Source organism: Salinispora cortesiana (assembly GCF_000484695.1).
Classification (GTDB): domain Bacteria; phylum Actinomycetota; class Actinomycetes; order Mycobacteriales; family Micromonosporaceae; genus Micromonospora; species Micromonospora cortesiana.
The window spans coordinates 125,949-139,529 of sequence record NZ_AXVR01000003.1 but is presented as its reverse complement, the minus strand read 5'-3'; the positions used below and the strand labels follow the sequence as shown (position 1 = coordinate 139,529).

Below are 13,581 nucleotides of genomic sequence, written 5' to 3'. Positions count from 1 at the left end.
CACCGCCACAGCAAGATGTTTTGACGATTCGATCGCATTCAGTCTGACCTGAGTTACCCAACGCAATGGAGCGCCTCCTCTGCGTCGCCACACCAACCGCCTCGCCGGCCGGCAAAAGTCGTACATAGCCTGATGAACCAGGCTTCTCAGCTCGACCCAAACGGCTACCGCCCGAATTCTGGGAACCCGCCACCACCGGCACCGAAAGGGCAGGTCGATCGGGAGCGCTACCCCCTGACTCGCCGACGCGGCAGGAGGAGTCGACGCTCCAGCTGCCCCAGGGATGGACTCGGCGCGCCATTATACGCAGTCGTGGGGTGAATTCGGTACAGCTACTCGGTCAATTGAAGCAGCCAGCTCGCCACTTTTTACCATCGAAGGGATGATTTGCCGCTGACGCCGCGAGCGCCGCCAGCGACGGGGTGTGAACGGAGCGGCCGGCACACCGACACCGGGGCTTCGCCCCCTACGACTGCCCGGCGCCGGTCAGCAGCCGCCCGTACGCCGGCTTGATCACCTCGTCGATAATCTGTAGCCGCTGGTCGAACGGGATAAAGGCGCTCTTCATGGCATTAATCGTCAGCCACTGTAGTTCTCGCCAGCCGTACCCGAACGCGTCCACCAACAATGCCATCTCCCGCGACATGGAGGTGCCGCTCATCAGCCGGTTGTCGGTGTTGACAGTGACCCGAAACCGCAGATCCCGCAGCAGCCCGATCGGGTGGTCCGCGATCGAGGGGGCCGCCCCGGTCTGCACGTTCGACGAGGGGCACAGCTCCAACGGAATGCGCTTGTCGCGCACGTAGGCAGCCAACCGACCAAGCGCCGGCTCCGGGCCGGGTGTGATGTCATCCACGATCCGCACACCGTGGCCGAGCCGATCTGCTCCGCACCACTGGATGGCCTGCCAGATCGACGGCAGCCCAAACGCCTCACCGGCGTGGATCGTGAAGTGGAAGTTCTCCCGCTGCAGGTACTCGAAGGCATCCAGGTGCCGGGTGGGCGGGAAGCCGGCCTCGGCCCCGGCGATGTCGAAGCCCACAACGCCGACGTCCCGGTGCCGCACGGCCAGTTCGGCGATCTCCTGCGACCGGGCGGCGTGCCGCATGGCGGTCAGCAGCGTGCCGACCCGAATCGGCGTGCCCTGCGTCGCGGCGAGTTCACTGCCCTCGGCGAAGCCGGCGATCACCGCCGCGACCACCTCATCCAGGGTCAGACCCCGCTCCAGGTGCAGCTCCGGCGCGAACCGGACCTCCGCGTAGACGACACCGTCGGCCGCCAGGTCCAGCGCGCACTCCCGGGCCACCCGCCGCAGCGCCGAAGCGGTCTGCATGACCTGAACGGTGTGCGCGAAGGTCTCCAGATACCGCTCCAATGAGCCGGAGCTGGCAGCGTCGACGAACCAGTGACCCAACGCCTCCGGGTCGGTCGTCGGGAGCTCGTGCCCCGCCTCAGCGGCCAGCTCGACGACCGTCGCTGGTCGCAGGCCACCATCGAGGTGATCGTGCAGCAGCGCCTTGGGGACCTGGACGATGTCCTCGTACCGGATAGTCGCGACCATGTTCAGACCCTAGTCGGCACCGGCATCTGGGCAGCGTCAGACCCGGCGGCGCGTTGCCCGGGTCACGCCCACCCGCCCACCACGCGCGGCAGGGCGCGACGCGGCAACCGGGTCGATAGGATGCCGGTCCACCGGGTGACCGCCCGGCTCGCCCCCGACCGGCCCGGAGCCCGACATGGATCCCCGCATCCGCCACCGGCTGCGCTGCCCAATCTGCGCCCTTCCGCTGGCCGAGGCGACCGCTGGCACCACCCAGACGCTGACCTGTCCGCGCCGACACAGCTTCGACGTGGCCCGACAGGGCTATGTGAACCTCCTGGCCGGCCGGGCACCACACGTCGGGGACACCAGCGAAATGGTGGCCGCCCGCGCCGACTTCCTCGCCGCCGGTCACTACGACCTGATCTCCCGGGCGCTGGCCGAAGCGGCCACAGTCGCCGCCGCCCGCCACCGCGCCGCACACCCCCAGCCCGGGGCGTCCGTCGAGGCGTACCCCCTGGTGGTTGAGCCCGGCGCCGGCACCGGGCGGCATCTCACCGCGGTGCTGGCGGCGCTGCCGGACGCCGTCGGCCTGGCCCTGGACGTGTCGAAGCCGGCGCTGCGCCGCGCGGCCCGCGCGCATGAACGGGCCGGGGCGGCACTGGCCGACACCTGGCAGCAGCTGCCCCTGCCCGACGCGTCGGTCGCCGTGTTGTTGAACGTCTTCGCCCCGCGCAACGGGGCGGAGTTCCATCGGGTACTTGATCCGGCCGGCGCGTTGCTGGTCGTCACGCCGGCCGCCGACCACCTCACCGAGTTGGTCGGCGCACTCGGCCTGCTCCGGGTGGATCCGGCGAAGTCCGACCGGGTGGCCGGGCACCTCGGGAAGCGCTTCGCCACTGAGTCGGAGACCGAACACCGGACCCGGCTGACGTTGACCCGCCCGGAGATCGCCGCCCTGGTCGGAATGGGACCCAGTGCCTGGCACACCGATCCGGCCGGGCTCCCCGAACGGATCGCCACCCTGCCCGAACCGGTCGAGGTGACCGTGGCCGTCCGGCTCGGCGTCCACCGCCGCCGCTAGGTGGAGAGATCCACCTCTTCCCAGCCGGGGGGCTCGTCGTGGTAGGGCCCCCGGAGGACCACCGCCCACTCCAGTGCCCACCGACGCTGCCCGATCGCGTTGGCGTCCACCAGGCCGGGCAGGGTTCGGTGGGCCTGCTCCACCTCGAGATAGGCCCAGTCCAGGCAGTAGTGCAGGTCAAGCAGGGCCGCCACGTCCGCCGGATGCCGTGGGGCGGTGAGGGTCCGCGACCGCCAGCGCCGGACCGTCTCGCCGGCCAGAATGTTCGGCAGCCGCTCCACCAGCCGCTCGTCCACCGGCAGCGTCGGGTCCAGCTGCCGGGTTAGGCCCAGCACCCAGGCCAGGGCGTACAACGCGTCGTAGTGCAGCACGAAAGAACGGTGGTCACCCTTGCCGCCGGTAACGAACTGCCACTCCGGCGGGGTGACCTTCTCCACCAGATGCGAGGCGAGCAGCCAACTCATCGCGGCCTGCGGCGGCATGCCGAAACAGCGGGCCAGGATGAGGTGCAGCACCGCGACCCGAGTCTCGATCTCACCGGTCGGGCGCAGCTCGATCTCGTCGCCGGGCTCCCACACCAGTGGAAAGTGCGCCGGCGGCAGTGGTAGACCCAGCCGAGACAACTCCTCCAGGCTGGCCGCACGCACCATTCGGGGGTTTGGGGCAGGTACCGCCACGACGGTTATCCTCGTCTGTGTGGACTGGCTGGCCGGATCGTCCTCCTGGCCAGGCAGGATATCCCTCCGCTGAGGGGAACGGAACGGACGGTCAGCTGATTCGCTCAAGCACCAGCGGCTGCTGTTCCGGTGCGGACGCCGCGATCCGTACCGCCCGCACCGCCGCTGTCCGGGCCGCCGGGATCCGGTCGGCCTCCTCGGCCCGCAGCTCGAAGAGGGGCTCACCGGCCCGAACCGGATCACCGGGGCGCTTGTGCAGCAACACCCCCGCCGGCGCGGACACCGCGTCCTCCTTGCGGGCCCGTCCGGCACCGAGCCGCCACGCGGCCACCCCCATGCCGCACGCGTCGACCTCGGCCACCACACCGCTCTCGTCAGCGCGGACCACCTCGACCTCCGGCGCGGTGGGCAGCGGAGCATCCGGGTCCCCGCCCTGAGCTCGGAGCATCGCCCGCCAGGCGTCCATCGCCCGACCGTCGCGCAACGCCGCCGCCGGGTCGGCGTCTGGAAGCCCGGCCGCGTCCAGCATCTCGCGGGCCAGGGCCAGGGTCAGCTCCACCACGTCGGCCGGTCCGCCGCCCGCCAGCACCTCCACGGATTCGGTCACCTCGACCGCGTTGCCGATGGCCAGCCCCAGCGGAGTGGACATGTCGGTCAGCAGGGCGACCGTGCGAACGCCCTGCGCACCACCCAGCTCGACCATGGTGCGGGCCAGTTGCCGGGCCTGGTCGACCGACTTCATGAACGCGCCCGAGCCGACCTTGACATCGAGCACCAGAGCGCCGGTCCCCTCGGCGATCTTCTTGCTCATGATCGAGCTGGCGATCAGCGGGATCGCCTCCACCGTGCCGGTCACGTCCCGCAACGCGTACAGCTTGCGGTCCGCCGGCGCGAGACCGGCGCCGGCCGCGCAGATCACCGCGCCGACGCCACGGAGCTGGGCGATGAACTCCTCGTTGCGAAGCGATGCCCGCCAGCCCGGAATGGACTCCAGCTTGTCCAGCGTGCCGCCGGTGTGCCCGAGGCCCCGGCCGCTCAGCTGCGGCACCGCCGCACCGCAGGCCGCCACCAACGGAGTCAGCGGCAGGGTGATCTTGTCTCCGACACCACCGGTCGAGTGCTTGTCAACCGTCGGTCGGTCGACCGCCGAGAGGTCCAGCCGCTCTCCGCTAGCGATCATGGCTGAGGTCCACCGGGCGATCTCCGGCATGGTCATCCCGTTCAGCAGGATCGCCATCGCGAGCGCGGACATCTGCTCGTCCGCCACCTGACCCCGGGTGTAGGCGTCCACCACCCAGTCAACCTGTGCATCGGAGAGGACCGCGCCGTCCCGCTTGGCCCGAATGACATCAACCGCCGTAAAACCCGCCATGAGATAACCCTCTCCCCACGTCCTCAGCCCGGGCTAGCCACCCGCACGCTCCGATGTGTCCCGCCGTCGGTCGCCCCTCGGCTCGTACGCTCAGCCCGGCCACCGGATCGGGATCTCCAACGGCGGCTCGCCCTCACCCGCCCAGAAGATCGTGCCCGCCGCGTCCACCACCACGACCCGGGGTACCCGGGCCAGCCCCCAGGTGATCGCCTCCGCTGGATCGCCCCAGCTCGGTCCCTCCTCGAGCACGCCGGTCTCGCCGTCGCCGGCCTCCCCCGCCGAGCGTTCCCAGTACGCCGTCCACACCTGCTGCCCCGCCGACAGGTCCGGATGCACGAAGACCGTCCCGCGTCCCCGCCAGGCAGCCAGCCGCTCCGGCACCACCGGAACCGGGTCCGCCCCGGTCACCGCCTCCAGATCCGCCGCGTCGAAGGCGTACGGCAGCAGCTCGGCCATCCGGAGCGCTCCGCTCTTCGCCTCGATCAGGCACTCCGGGCCACCGTGCTCCCAGAGCAGTTGCCGGCACCGCCCGCACGGCATCAGCGGCTCCCCGGTGGCGTCGACGCAGGAGAGCGCGACGATCCGCCCACCACCGGTGGCGTGCAGCGCGGAGATCACCCCGCACTCGGCGCAGAGCACCATGCCGTACGACGCGTTCTCCACGTTGCAGCCGACCACGACGCGACCATCGTCGACCAGGGCGGCCGCCCCTACCGGAAACTTCGAGTACGGCACGTACGCGTGCCGCATCACCTTGGTCGCCGCGGCGCGCAGCCGCTCCCAGTCGATCTCCATCTGGTGTCCCATCAACCCTTGATGTACGGCTTTCCGTCGGCGGCCGGCGCCCGGACCCTACCCACCAGCCCCGCCACCGCCAGGATCGTCGCCAGGTACGGCAGCATCGCCAGGAACTGACTCGGAATGGCGCTGTTGATCGCGCTCAGATAGGTGGCGAGCTGGTCGGCGAAGCCGAAGAAGAGCGCCGCGAGCAGCGCACCGGTCGGGCTCCACCGGCCGAAGATCAGCGCCGCCAGAGCGATGAAGCCCTTGCCGCCGATCATGTTCTTGGTGAACGAGAAGAGGGCGAGCGTGTACGACGCACCACCGATGCCGGCGACCGCCCCCGCCAGCAGCACATTTCGGTAGCGCAGCCGCAGCACCCGGACACCGAGGGTGTCGGCGGCGGTCGGGTGCTCCCCGACCGAACGGGTACGCAGGCCCCACCGGGTGCGGAACAGCCCGATGTGAATCACCAGGACCAGGAGGAGGCCGAGGTAGAGGAAGATGTTGCCGGCGAACAGCGCCGGCCCAAGCACCGGAATCTCCGACAGCAGCGGGATCTCCCAGTCGCTGAACCGTGGGGCACTGTTGTACTTCGCCGGGTCGGGCTGCATCAGCCGCTCGTAGAGGAAGCCGGTGATGCCCACCGCGAGCAGGTTCAGCACGATCCCCATAACCACTTGGTCCACCAGGTAGCGAATGGCGAAGACCGCGAGCAGCAGTGAGATGAAGGTGCCGCCGATCGCCGCGGCGATCAGGCCCACCCAGAGGTTGCCGCTGAGGCTACCGAAGAGGGCGCCGCTGAAGGCGCCCATCAGCAGCTGACCCTCGATGGCCACGTTGACCACGCCGGAGCGTTCGCAGAGCACACCGGCCAACGACCCGAAGATCAGCGGAAGAGCCAGGATGAAGGTGCCCCGGACGATGTTGACCAGGGGCATGAAGTTCTGCCCGGCCGGCGCGGTGGAGACCTGCCAGCAGAGGAAGCTGACCACGAAGCCGACCAGGCCGACACCGAGCACGAGGGTGAACCAGCGCGTCGGCAGCCCGGCGAGGATCGCCACGCCGGCGGCGAGGGCGACCGCCCCGAAGAGGGCCGCGCCGACCGTACCGTTGATCTTCAACGTGGCGCCGCTGGCGTCCTCGCTGAGGGTGAACCGGGCCGGCTCACCGGTGGCGAGCGTGGTGAAGAGCAGCACGGCCAGCAGGCCGAGCGCGGTCAGCACCAGGCCAGCCTTCCGGTTCCGGGTCCAGAACCCCTCGTTGACCGGGGCGACCGCGACGTCGTCAACAGCCATGGTGGACATGCGCGTCACCAGCCCTTCGCGAGGCTCGTCTGCGGCCGGGCGGCCCGGGCGGCTCGAAGCTGGAAGATCGCCTTCACCAGGGCTGGTGCGGCGATGAAGATGACGATCAGCGCCTGGAGCACCGTAACCAGTTCCAGCGAGACGCCCGAGTACGACTGCATCCGGTTCCCGCCGGCCTGCAGCGCGCCGAAGAGCAGTGCGGCGAGCAACACGCCCCACGGCTTCACCCGGCCGAGGAGCGCCACCAGGATGCCGTCGAAACCGATCTGGGCCACGACCAGCGGGGTCAGCGCGGCGGCGGTGGTGCCGAGTACCATCTGCGAGCCACCGAGGCCGGCCAGGGCACCGGCGAAGACCATGATCAACACATAGGTCCGGGTGACACTGATGCCGGCGGTACGCGAGGCCGCCGGGTTACTCCCCACGGCCCGCAGCTCGAAGCCGAGGGTCGACCGGTTCAGCAGCCAGGCGACCGCCCAGGTCACCAGCACGGCGAGGATGATTCCGGCGTGTGCCCGCAGGTTGTCGCCGAACAGCCGGGGGAGCTGCGCGGAGGCGTCCACCGGCCGGCTGATGGCATCCGTACGGTTCGGGTCCTGCACCCCGTTCTGCACGATCAACCAGACCAGGAAGTACGCCGCGACGTAGTTGAGCATGATCGTGTTGATCACCTCGTGGGCGCCGGTGCGGGCCTTGAGAATCCCCGGGATGAAGCCCCACACGGCACCGCCAACCGCACCGGCGAAGACCGCGACGAGCAGGTGCAGCCCGGCCGGCAGCGGCAGCAGGAACCCGGCCAGCCCGGCCGCGATGACGCCCATCGTGGCCTGACCCTGGGCACCGATGTTGAACAGGCCACCACGGAAGGCGAGCGCCACGGAGAGCCCGGTGAAGACCAGCGGGGCGGTGTAGGTCAGCGTCTCCGAGATCGGGCTCAGCGCCGCGGTGAGGCCGACCGCGTCGGGGTCGAGGATCGCGCCCTTGAACAGGTTCGTGTACGCCTCGCTGACCAACGTCCAGCTGGCGTTGAGGGCGTCGCCCGGGCGGGCGGTGAAGTAACTGTAGGTGCCCAGCACGTCCGGATCAGAGACGATCATCAGGATCCCACCGACGACCATCGCCAGCAGCAACGACAGCACCGTCACCGTGAGAGTGTTGGCGGCCCAGAGATTCTCCACGAAGAGCCGCCCGAGCGCGGGGCGCTCCGGTGGCTGCTGACTCGTCGGCTCGGCGCGCTCGGTGTTGTCGAGCGCCATCCTGGCCGCCTGGTCCGCGGTCGCCGGTTCCTTGTCCGGGGAGCCGGACCCTGTGTTGGTCATGCCTCGTCCTCGCTGCCGGGGCCCGACGGGGCGGGCGTCCCGCCGTCGGTACCCGCCGTCGCCCCGTTCGCCCCGGCTCCCGCCGTGTCCGGACCGATGCCCGACATCCGCAGGCCGATCTCCTCACGGGGGACGTCCGGGCCGACGATGTCGACGATCCGACCGCGGCACATCACCGCGATCCGGTCCGCCAGGCCGATCACCTCGTCGAGTTCGCTGGAGACAAGCAGGACGGCGGTTCCGGCATCCCGCTCGTGAATGATCTGACTGTGAATAAACTCGATGGAGCCGACATCGACGCCGCGGGTCGGCTGGGCGGCGATGAGAAGCTTCAGCGGCCGGGACAGTTCCCGGGCGACGATCACCTTTTGTTGGTTGCCGCCGGACAGCGTGCCCACCGCCGCCTCCGCCGACGAGGTACGGACATCGAACTGGGCGATCCGCTCCTGCGCTGACTTCCTGATCTCATCCGGTCGGAGCGCGAGCCCCCTGCCGAACGGTGGTCGGTCGTACATGTCCAGCACCAGGTTCTCCGCGATGCTGAGTTCCTTGACCAGCCCGTCGACGCTGCGGTCCTCGGGCACGTAGCCGACCCCCGCGCGGAGGACCTCCTTGGTTGACCAGTCGTCGATCCGCTCCCCGCGCAGCTGCACCGAGCCGGCGAGCACCGGACGCAGCCCCATGACCGCCTCGACCAGCTCCTTCTGGCCGTTACCCTGCACCCCGGCGATGCCGAGTACCTCGCCCGCGTACACGGTCAGGTCAACGCCGTCCACCGTACGTACCTGCCGGTCGTCGTCTACCGTCACCCCGGAGAGCTCGAGAACCGGCTTGCCCGGCGTCGCGGGCCGCTTGTCCACGGTGAGCCGAACGGTCCGGCCGACCATCAGTGCGGCCAGTTCGTCCCGGCTCGCCTCCGGCGCGGCGGTGCCGACGACCCGTCCGTGCCGGATCACGGTGATCCGGTCGGCGATGGCCTTCACCTCACCGAGCTTGTGGGTGATGAAGACGATCGACCTACCAGCGGCCTTGAGCGCCCGCATGACGGCGAGCAGTTCCTCGGTCTCCTGCGGCGTGAGCACCGCGGTCGGCTCGTCGAGGATGAGCAGGTCAGCATCGCGGGTCAGCGCCTTGACGATCTCGACCCGCTGCTGGATGCCGACCGGAAGGTCCTCGATGATCGCGTCCGGGTCAACCTGGAGGTGGTAGCGGGCGGATACCTCCGCGACCTTGCGCCGGGCACGTCGACGGTCGAGGAAGCCGACGATGCCACCCCGGACCTGCTCGGCCCCGAGCATGATGTTCTCTGCCACGGTGAGGACCGGTACCAGCATGAAGTGCTGGTGGACCATCCCGATCCCGACCGCGATGGCGTCCGCCGGGCCGCGCAGCTGCAGCGACTTCCCGTCCACCAGGATCTCGCCCTCGTCGGGCTGGTAAAGCCCGTACAGCACGTTCATCAGGGTCGACTTGCCCGCGCCGTTCTCCCCGAGCAGGGCGTGGATCTCCCCCGGCTCCACTGTCAGATCGATGTGGTCGTTGGCGACCAGATCACCGAAGCGTTTGGTGATGCCGCGCAGTTCGAGTCTCAGCGCAACCTCCCGGGTACGAAGCGATGGTGCGGGGAGTTGCCGGTACGCCGGCAACGGCACTCGTCGGTGGAGCCGATCGGCCGCCCCGGCGCCAACGGGAGGTCCCGTGGCGCCAAGGCGGCCGGATCGTCGTGCGGTGCCGCTCGCCGAGCAGCTTGGCTGAGCGCCCTACCACGGCGAGCCGGCATCAGCTCACTGCGGTTGGGACTGCGACTCAACCTTGATCAGGCCAGCGGCGATGTCCGCCTTCAGCTTGTCGACCTCGGCCTTCAGCTCAGCCGGGATCTTGCTGTCGAACTCGTGGTACGGCGCGAGCGAGACGCCCTCGTTGGCCAGCGTGCCGGTGAAGCCCGGGTCCGCCTCCAGCTTCTCGCCGGCGGCGGCCTTGAGCACGGCCTCCTGAACGGCGCCGGGGATGTTCTTCACCACCGTGGTGATGATCGCCGGGCAGTTCGAGGTGCTCTCGCAGCCGTCGACGTCGACCCAGATGGTGTTGTACTTACCACCGGAGGCCTGGGCCGCCGCGGTGGTGCCGAGGCCAGCACCGCCAGCGACCGGCATGATGATGTCCGCGCCCTGGGCGACCAGTGCGTCGCTGACCTTCTTGCCCTCGTCCTGCTTGACGAAGTCATTGGCGAACGAGCCGTTCTGGCTGGCCTTGTCCCAGCCCAGGACCTGGACGTTCTTCCCCTTGGCCTCGTTGTAGTGGTCGACCCCGTCGGCGTAGCCGTCCATGAAGATCGTCACCGGCGGGATCTTCAGACCACCGTAGGTGCCCACCTTGCCGGTCTCGCTGAGGCCGGCGGCCAGGTAGCCAGCGAGGAAGCCGGCCTGGGCGGTGTCGAACTGCATCGGGTAGACGTTGCCCTCCGGCAACTTCGTGTCCACGATGCCGAACTGCTGGTCCGGGTTCGCCGCCGCGATCGTGGAGGTGGCGTCACCCATCAGTCCACCGACGGCGAGGATGAAGTTGCAGTCCTGGTTGACGTACTGCGTCAGGTTCGGCTCGTAATCCGCCTCGGCCTTCGACGCGACGTACTTGATGTCGATGTCCTTGTTCTCGGCCTTGGCCGCCTCCAGGCCCTTCCAGGCCGAGGTGTTGAAGGACTTGTCGTCGATCCCGCCGACGTCGGTCACCATGCAGGCACTGAACTTCTCGCCGCCGTTGCCGGCGTTGTCTTCCTCGGGTGCCTCACCGCAGGCGGTGGCGGCCAGCACGAGGCCACCCACCGCGAAGACCGAGGCGATCCGCATCCCACGCACCGAGCGCAAGACGTCTCCTTCCGTTGCGCACCGCGCATCCGCGGTGGCAGCCCTTGTGAACCGGCCTGCACTGTGCCGCCGGTGTCCCACGTTCCGGACGCCGAGCGTACGCCCAGGCACCTACCCCGGCCGACAATCATGCGTGACTGTTGAGTGCCTGTTACCCCGACGTGATCCTGGGGTATTTCGGTCACTCGACATGCCGGTCAAAGGAGCGCGGGGTGGGACGAATTCTCCTCCGCAGGGGAGGTCCCCCGTCGGACGTTACCGCCAGAAGACCGCTACCGCAGCGTTGACCAGGGTCAGCCCGATGATCGCGAGGAAATGTCCACGGTTGACCGCTTCCCGCTTCCGCGAGAAGAAGACCATGACGAAGATGAACAGCGCGAGCGCCAGCTTGGTGACGAGCTTCGCGGGGTCCGGCTCACCCCCGTCCCGCAGGGGCGCGGAGAGGCCGATTCCGGTCAGCAGTGCGAGCGTCGCACCCCAGAGCATGGCCGGGTTGATCCGGAACCTGCCCTTGAGGTACTGCACCGTCGCGCCACCGAGCAGCAGCGCGAACCCGATCAGGTGGATGTAGCGGAGGATGAGTCGTAGAGCTTCCACGCGGCCTATCCTCCCGCACCAACGACGGGTCGTAGTAGAGGGGCTCGGTCGATCGGCGCGTCAGCCCTTCGTACCACCTGCGGTCAGACCCGAGACCAGGTGCCGTTGGGCGAACAGGAAGACCAGCCCGGCCGGGACCGTCACCAGCACCGCCGCCGCCGTCAGGTACTCCCACTGCGGGTTGTACTGCGGCACGAACTGCCGAAGCCCGTACGCCAGGGTGAACTGGTTGTCGGTCTGGATGAAGGCCGACGCGTACGCGACCTCCCCCCACGCGGTCAGGAAGGTGTAGAAGGCGGTGACCGCGATGGCCGGGCGGGCCAGTGGCAGCACCACCCGCCAGAAGGTGGCGAACGGGCCGCAGCCATCCAGCGCCGCCGCCTCGTCCAGCGAGGTGGGGATGGAGTCGAAGTAGCCCTTGAGCATCCAGGCGCAGAACGGAACAGCGATGGTCAGGTAGGCGATCACCAGCGACGGCAACGTATTGATCAACCCGAGCCGCGCCATGATGGTGTAGATCGGCACGATCAGGATGGCCACCGGAAACATCTGGGTGACCAGGAAGACCATCATCAACGGCCGGCGGCCCGGGAAGTTGAACCGGGAGACGGCGTAACCGGTGGTCGCCGAGAGGAAAATACCGATCCCCATCGTGCCGGCAGCCACGATCACCGAGTTCAGCAGCCACCGCAGAAAGCTGGTGTCGAAGAGCACGTAGCGGTAGTTGGTCAGCGTTGGATCCTGGACCAGGGTCAGGTTGGTGCTCTGCACCGCGTACCCGGGCTTGAACGAGGAGAGCAGCACCCAGACGATCGGACCGATCGCGACCAGCGACGCGACAATCAAGGTCCCGTGCAACAGCAGCGACGTCGCCCGGCTGCGCCGACTACGGCCGGCACGCCGTGCAGGCTCCGCCGGGGCCGCCGGCGTTGACCCGGCCTTGATCGGGGCCGTCGGCGTCCGCGCCGTTGACGCGGCCGTCCCGGAGCTGGTCGATTGGCCCATCACCACACCTCGCCTTGCTTACGCAGTGCCCGCCGGTAGAACACGGAGAAGACCAAGAGAATGGAGAGAATCAACACGCCGTACGTGGAGGCGAGCGAATAATTGCGAATGCCCTCGAAGGCTGCCCGGTACGCGCCGGTCACCAGGATCTCGGTCTCTCCGGCCGGCTCTCCCTCCGTCACCAGGAAGATGACCGGGAAGAGGTTGAACGTCCAGATGGTGCCGAGCAGGATCACGGTCATGCTGGTCGGGCGCAGGCCCGGCATCGTGACGGCACGGAACCGCTGCCACGGCGATGCGCCGTCGATCTCCGCCGCCTCGTAGAGCTCACCGGGAATGGTCTGCAGCCCGCCGAGCAGCGCCACCATCATGAACGGCACACCGAGCCAGACGTTGGTGACAATCGCGGTGAACAGTGATGTCCACCGTTCGGAGAACCACGGGAGCGGGTCGGCCCCGAGCGCGGTGAGCAGCGAGTTCGCCAGGCCAAAGCGTTCGTTGAAGATGAACTTCCAGGCGAAGGCGCTGACGAAGGCCGGCACCGCCCACGGCAGCACCAGCAGCACCCGGTAGAGGCCACGGCCGCGCATCGGGCGGTTGAGCAGGATGGCGAGGCCAAGCCCGAGACAATAGTGGAAGGCGACACCGACGAAGGTCCAGATCAGGGTGATCCCGGTCCACTCCCAGAACCGGCCGACCTGGCCGGTGAGGACCCGGACGTAGTTGTCCAGACCCGCATACTCCCACCGGTTGGGGTTCTCCTCGCAGACCTCGCCGCCGCTGATCGACTTGGTGCAGATCTCCGCCACCTGGTTGGCCTCGTTGAGGGTGGTGAAGGAGAGCCAGATTCCCCGGCCGAGCGGATAGAAGATCAAGACTGCCAGGACGATCACCACCGGCAGGACCATCGCCCAGGCGTACCAGTTCCGGTCCCAGCTACGACGAAGTCGAGACGGACGGGCGAAGCGATGGTCGGGCGGCGCGGACGCTGGCGCGGCGGTCACGGTGCGCATATCAGCTGAGCTCCAGTAGGTGA

The 13,581-nt window shown here is 68.8% G+C and carries 12 protein-coding genes; 1 reads left to right on the top strand and 11 read right to left on the bottom strand.

Going from position 1 to position 13,581, the window contains the following annotated elements; translation table 11 throughout:
• Positions 1 to 466: 466 nt before the first annotated feature.
• A complete protein-coding gene (locus K228_RS0103125; protein ID WP_025617095.1) occupies positions 467 to 1,561 on the bottom strand; it encodes an adenosine deaminase in 1,095 nt (364 codons plus the stop codon).
• Positions 1,562 to 1,736: 175 nt separating this feature from the next.
• Between K228_RS0103125 and K228_RS0103120 the strand changes: the two genes are divergently transcribed.
• Entirely contained in the window at positions 1,737 to 2,624 is an 888-nt protein-coding gene (locus tag K228_RS0103120) for a putative RNA methyltransferase (RefSeq protein ID WP_025617094.1), read from the top strand.
• Here the strand turns inward: K228_RS0103120 and K228_RS0103115 are convergent.
• From K228_RS0103115 to K228_RS0103070, 10 genes are all read right to left on the bottom strand, one after another.
• Positions 2,621 to 3,274 (bottom strand): DUF4272 domain-containing protein, encoded by a 654-nt coding sequence (locus tag K228_RS0103115; protein ID WP_025617093.1) that lies wholly within the window; start codon positions 3,272 to 3,274, stop codon positions 2,621 to 2,623. The two genes, K228_RS0103120 and K228_RS0103115, sit on opposite strands and share 4 nt — an antisense overlap.
• A gap of 118 nt (positions 3,275 to 3,392) precedes the next feature.
• On the bottom strand, positions 3,393 to 4,673 hold the full coding sequence (locus K228_RS0103110; protein ID WP_025617092.1) for a thymidine phosphorylase: 1,281 nt from the start codon (positions 4,671 to 4,673) through the stop codon (positions 3,393 to 3,395).
• Between the two features lie 90 nt (positions 4,674 to 4,763).
• Complete coding sequence (locus tag K228_RS0103105) at positions 4,764 to 5,480, bottom strand: cytidine deaminase (RefSeq protein WP_245603410.1); 717 nt, start codon at positions 5,478 to 5,480, stop codon at positions 4,764 to 4,766.
• Entirely contained in the window at positions 5,480 to 6,760 is a 1,281-nt protein-coding gene (locus K228_RS0103100; protein ID WP_025617090.1) for an ABC transporter permease, read from the bottom strand. The genes K228_RS0103105 and K228_RS0103100 overlap by 1 nt, the downstream gene beginning before the upstream one ends.
• Positions 6,761 to 6,765: 5 nt before the next feature.
• Positions 6,766 to 8,079: an ABC transporter permease gene (locus tag K228_RS0103095; protein WP_025617089.1), complete on the bottom strand. Its 1,314-nt coding sequence runs from the start codon at positions 8,077 to 8,079 to the stop codon at positions 6,766 to 6,768.
• Positions 8,076 to 9,725 carry an ABC transporter ATP-binding protein gene (locus tag K228_RS0103090; protein ID WP_342667110.1) on the bottom strand — a complete coding sequence of 550 codons (1,650 nt, stop codon included), beginning with the start codon at positions 9,723 to 9,725 and terminating at the stop codon, positions 8,076 to 8,078. Before K228_RS0103090 ends, K228_RS0103095 begins: the two co-directional genes overlap by 4 nt.
• 138 nt (positions 9,726 to 9,863) lie before the next feature.
• Complete coding sequence (locus K228_RS0103085; protein WP_025617087.1) at positions 9,864 to 10,925, bottom strand: BMP family lipoprotein; 1,062 nt, start codon at positions 10,923 to 10,925, stop codon at positions 9,864 to 9,866.
• 273 nt (positions 10,926 to 11,198) lie between these two features.
• A complete protein-coding gene (locus K228_RS0103080; protein WP_025617086.1) occupies positions 11,199 to 11,540 on the bottom strand; it encodes a hypothetical protein in 342 nt (113 codons plus the stop codon).
• 60 nt (positions 11,541 to 11,600) lie between these two features.
• The gene (locus K228_RS0103075; RefSeq protein ID WP_025617085.1) at positions 11,601 to 12,545 is read right to left on the bottom strand and encodes a sugar ABC transporter permease; all 945 of its coding nucleotides are present in this window, start codon (positions 12,543 to 12,545) and stop codon (positions 11,601 to 11,603) included.
• Positions 12,545 to 13,558, bottom strand: a complete 1,014-nt coding sequence (locus K228_RS0103070; RefSeq protein ID WP_025617084.1) for a carbohydrate ABC transporter permease — start codon at positions 13,556 to 13,558, stop codon at positions 12,545 to 12,547. Before K228_RS0103070 ends, K228_RS0103075 begins: the two co-directional genes overlap by 1 nt.
• Positions 13,559 to 13,581: the final 23 nt, after the last annotated feature.

Excerpts from the sequence above, each read along its gene's own strand:
- K228_RS0103070 (WP_025617084.1), bottom strand. The coding sequence starts at position 13,558 with ATGCGCACCGTGACCGCCGCGCCAGCGTCCGCGCCGCCCGACCATCGC.
- K228_RS0103105 (WP_245603410.1), bottom strand. The coding sequence starts at position 5,480 with ATGGGACACCAGATGGAGATCGACTGGGAGCGGCTGCGCGCCGCGGCG.
- K228_RS0103115 (WP_025617093.1), bottom strand. The coding sequence starts at position 3,274 with ATGGTGCGTGCGGCCAGCCTGGAGGAGTTGTCTCGGCTGGGTCTACCA.
- K228_RS0103085 (WP_025617087.1), bottom strand. The coding sequence starts at position 10,925 with ATGCGGATCGCCTCGGTCTTCGCGGTGGGTGGCCTCGTGCTGGCCGCC.
- K228_RS0103110 (WP_025617092.1), bottom strand. The coding sequence starts at position 4,673 with ATGGCGGGTTTTACGGCGGTTGATGTCATTCGGGCCAAGCGGGACGGC.
- K228_RS0103075 (WP_025617085.1), bottom strand. The coding sequence starts at position 12,545 with ATGGGCCAATCGACCAGCTCCGGGACGGCCGCGTCAACGGCGCGGACG.
- K228_RS0103095 (WP_025617089.1), bottom strand. The coding sequence starts at position 8,079 with ATGACCAACACAGGGTCCGGCTCCCCGGACAAGGAACCGGCGACCGCG.
- K228_RS0103100 (WP_025617090.1), bottom strand. The coding sequence starts at position 6,760 with ATGTCCACCATGGCTGTTGACGACGTCGCGGTCGCCCCGGTCAACGAG.
- K228_RS0103125 (WP_025617095.1), bottom strand. The coding sequence starts at position 1,561 with ATGGTCGCGACTATCCGGTACGAGGACATCGTCCAGGTCCCCAAGGCG.
- K228_RS0103120 (WP_025617094.1), top strand. The coding sequence starts at position 1,737 with ATGGATCCCCGCATCCGCCACCGGCTGCGCTGCCCAATCTGCGCCCTT.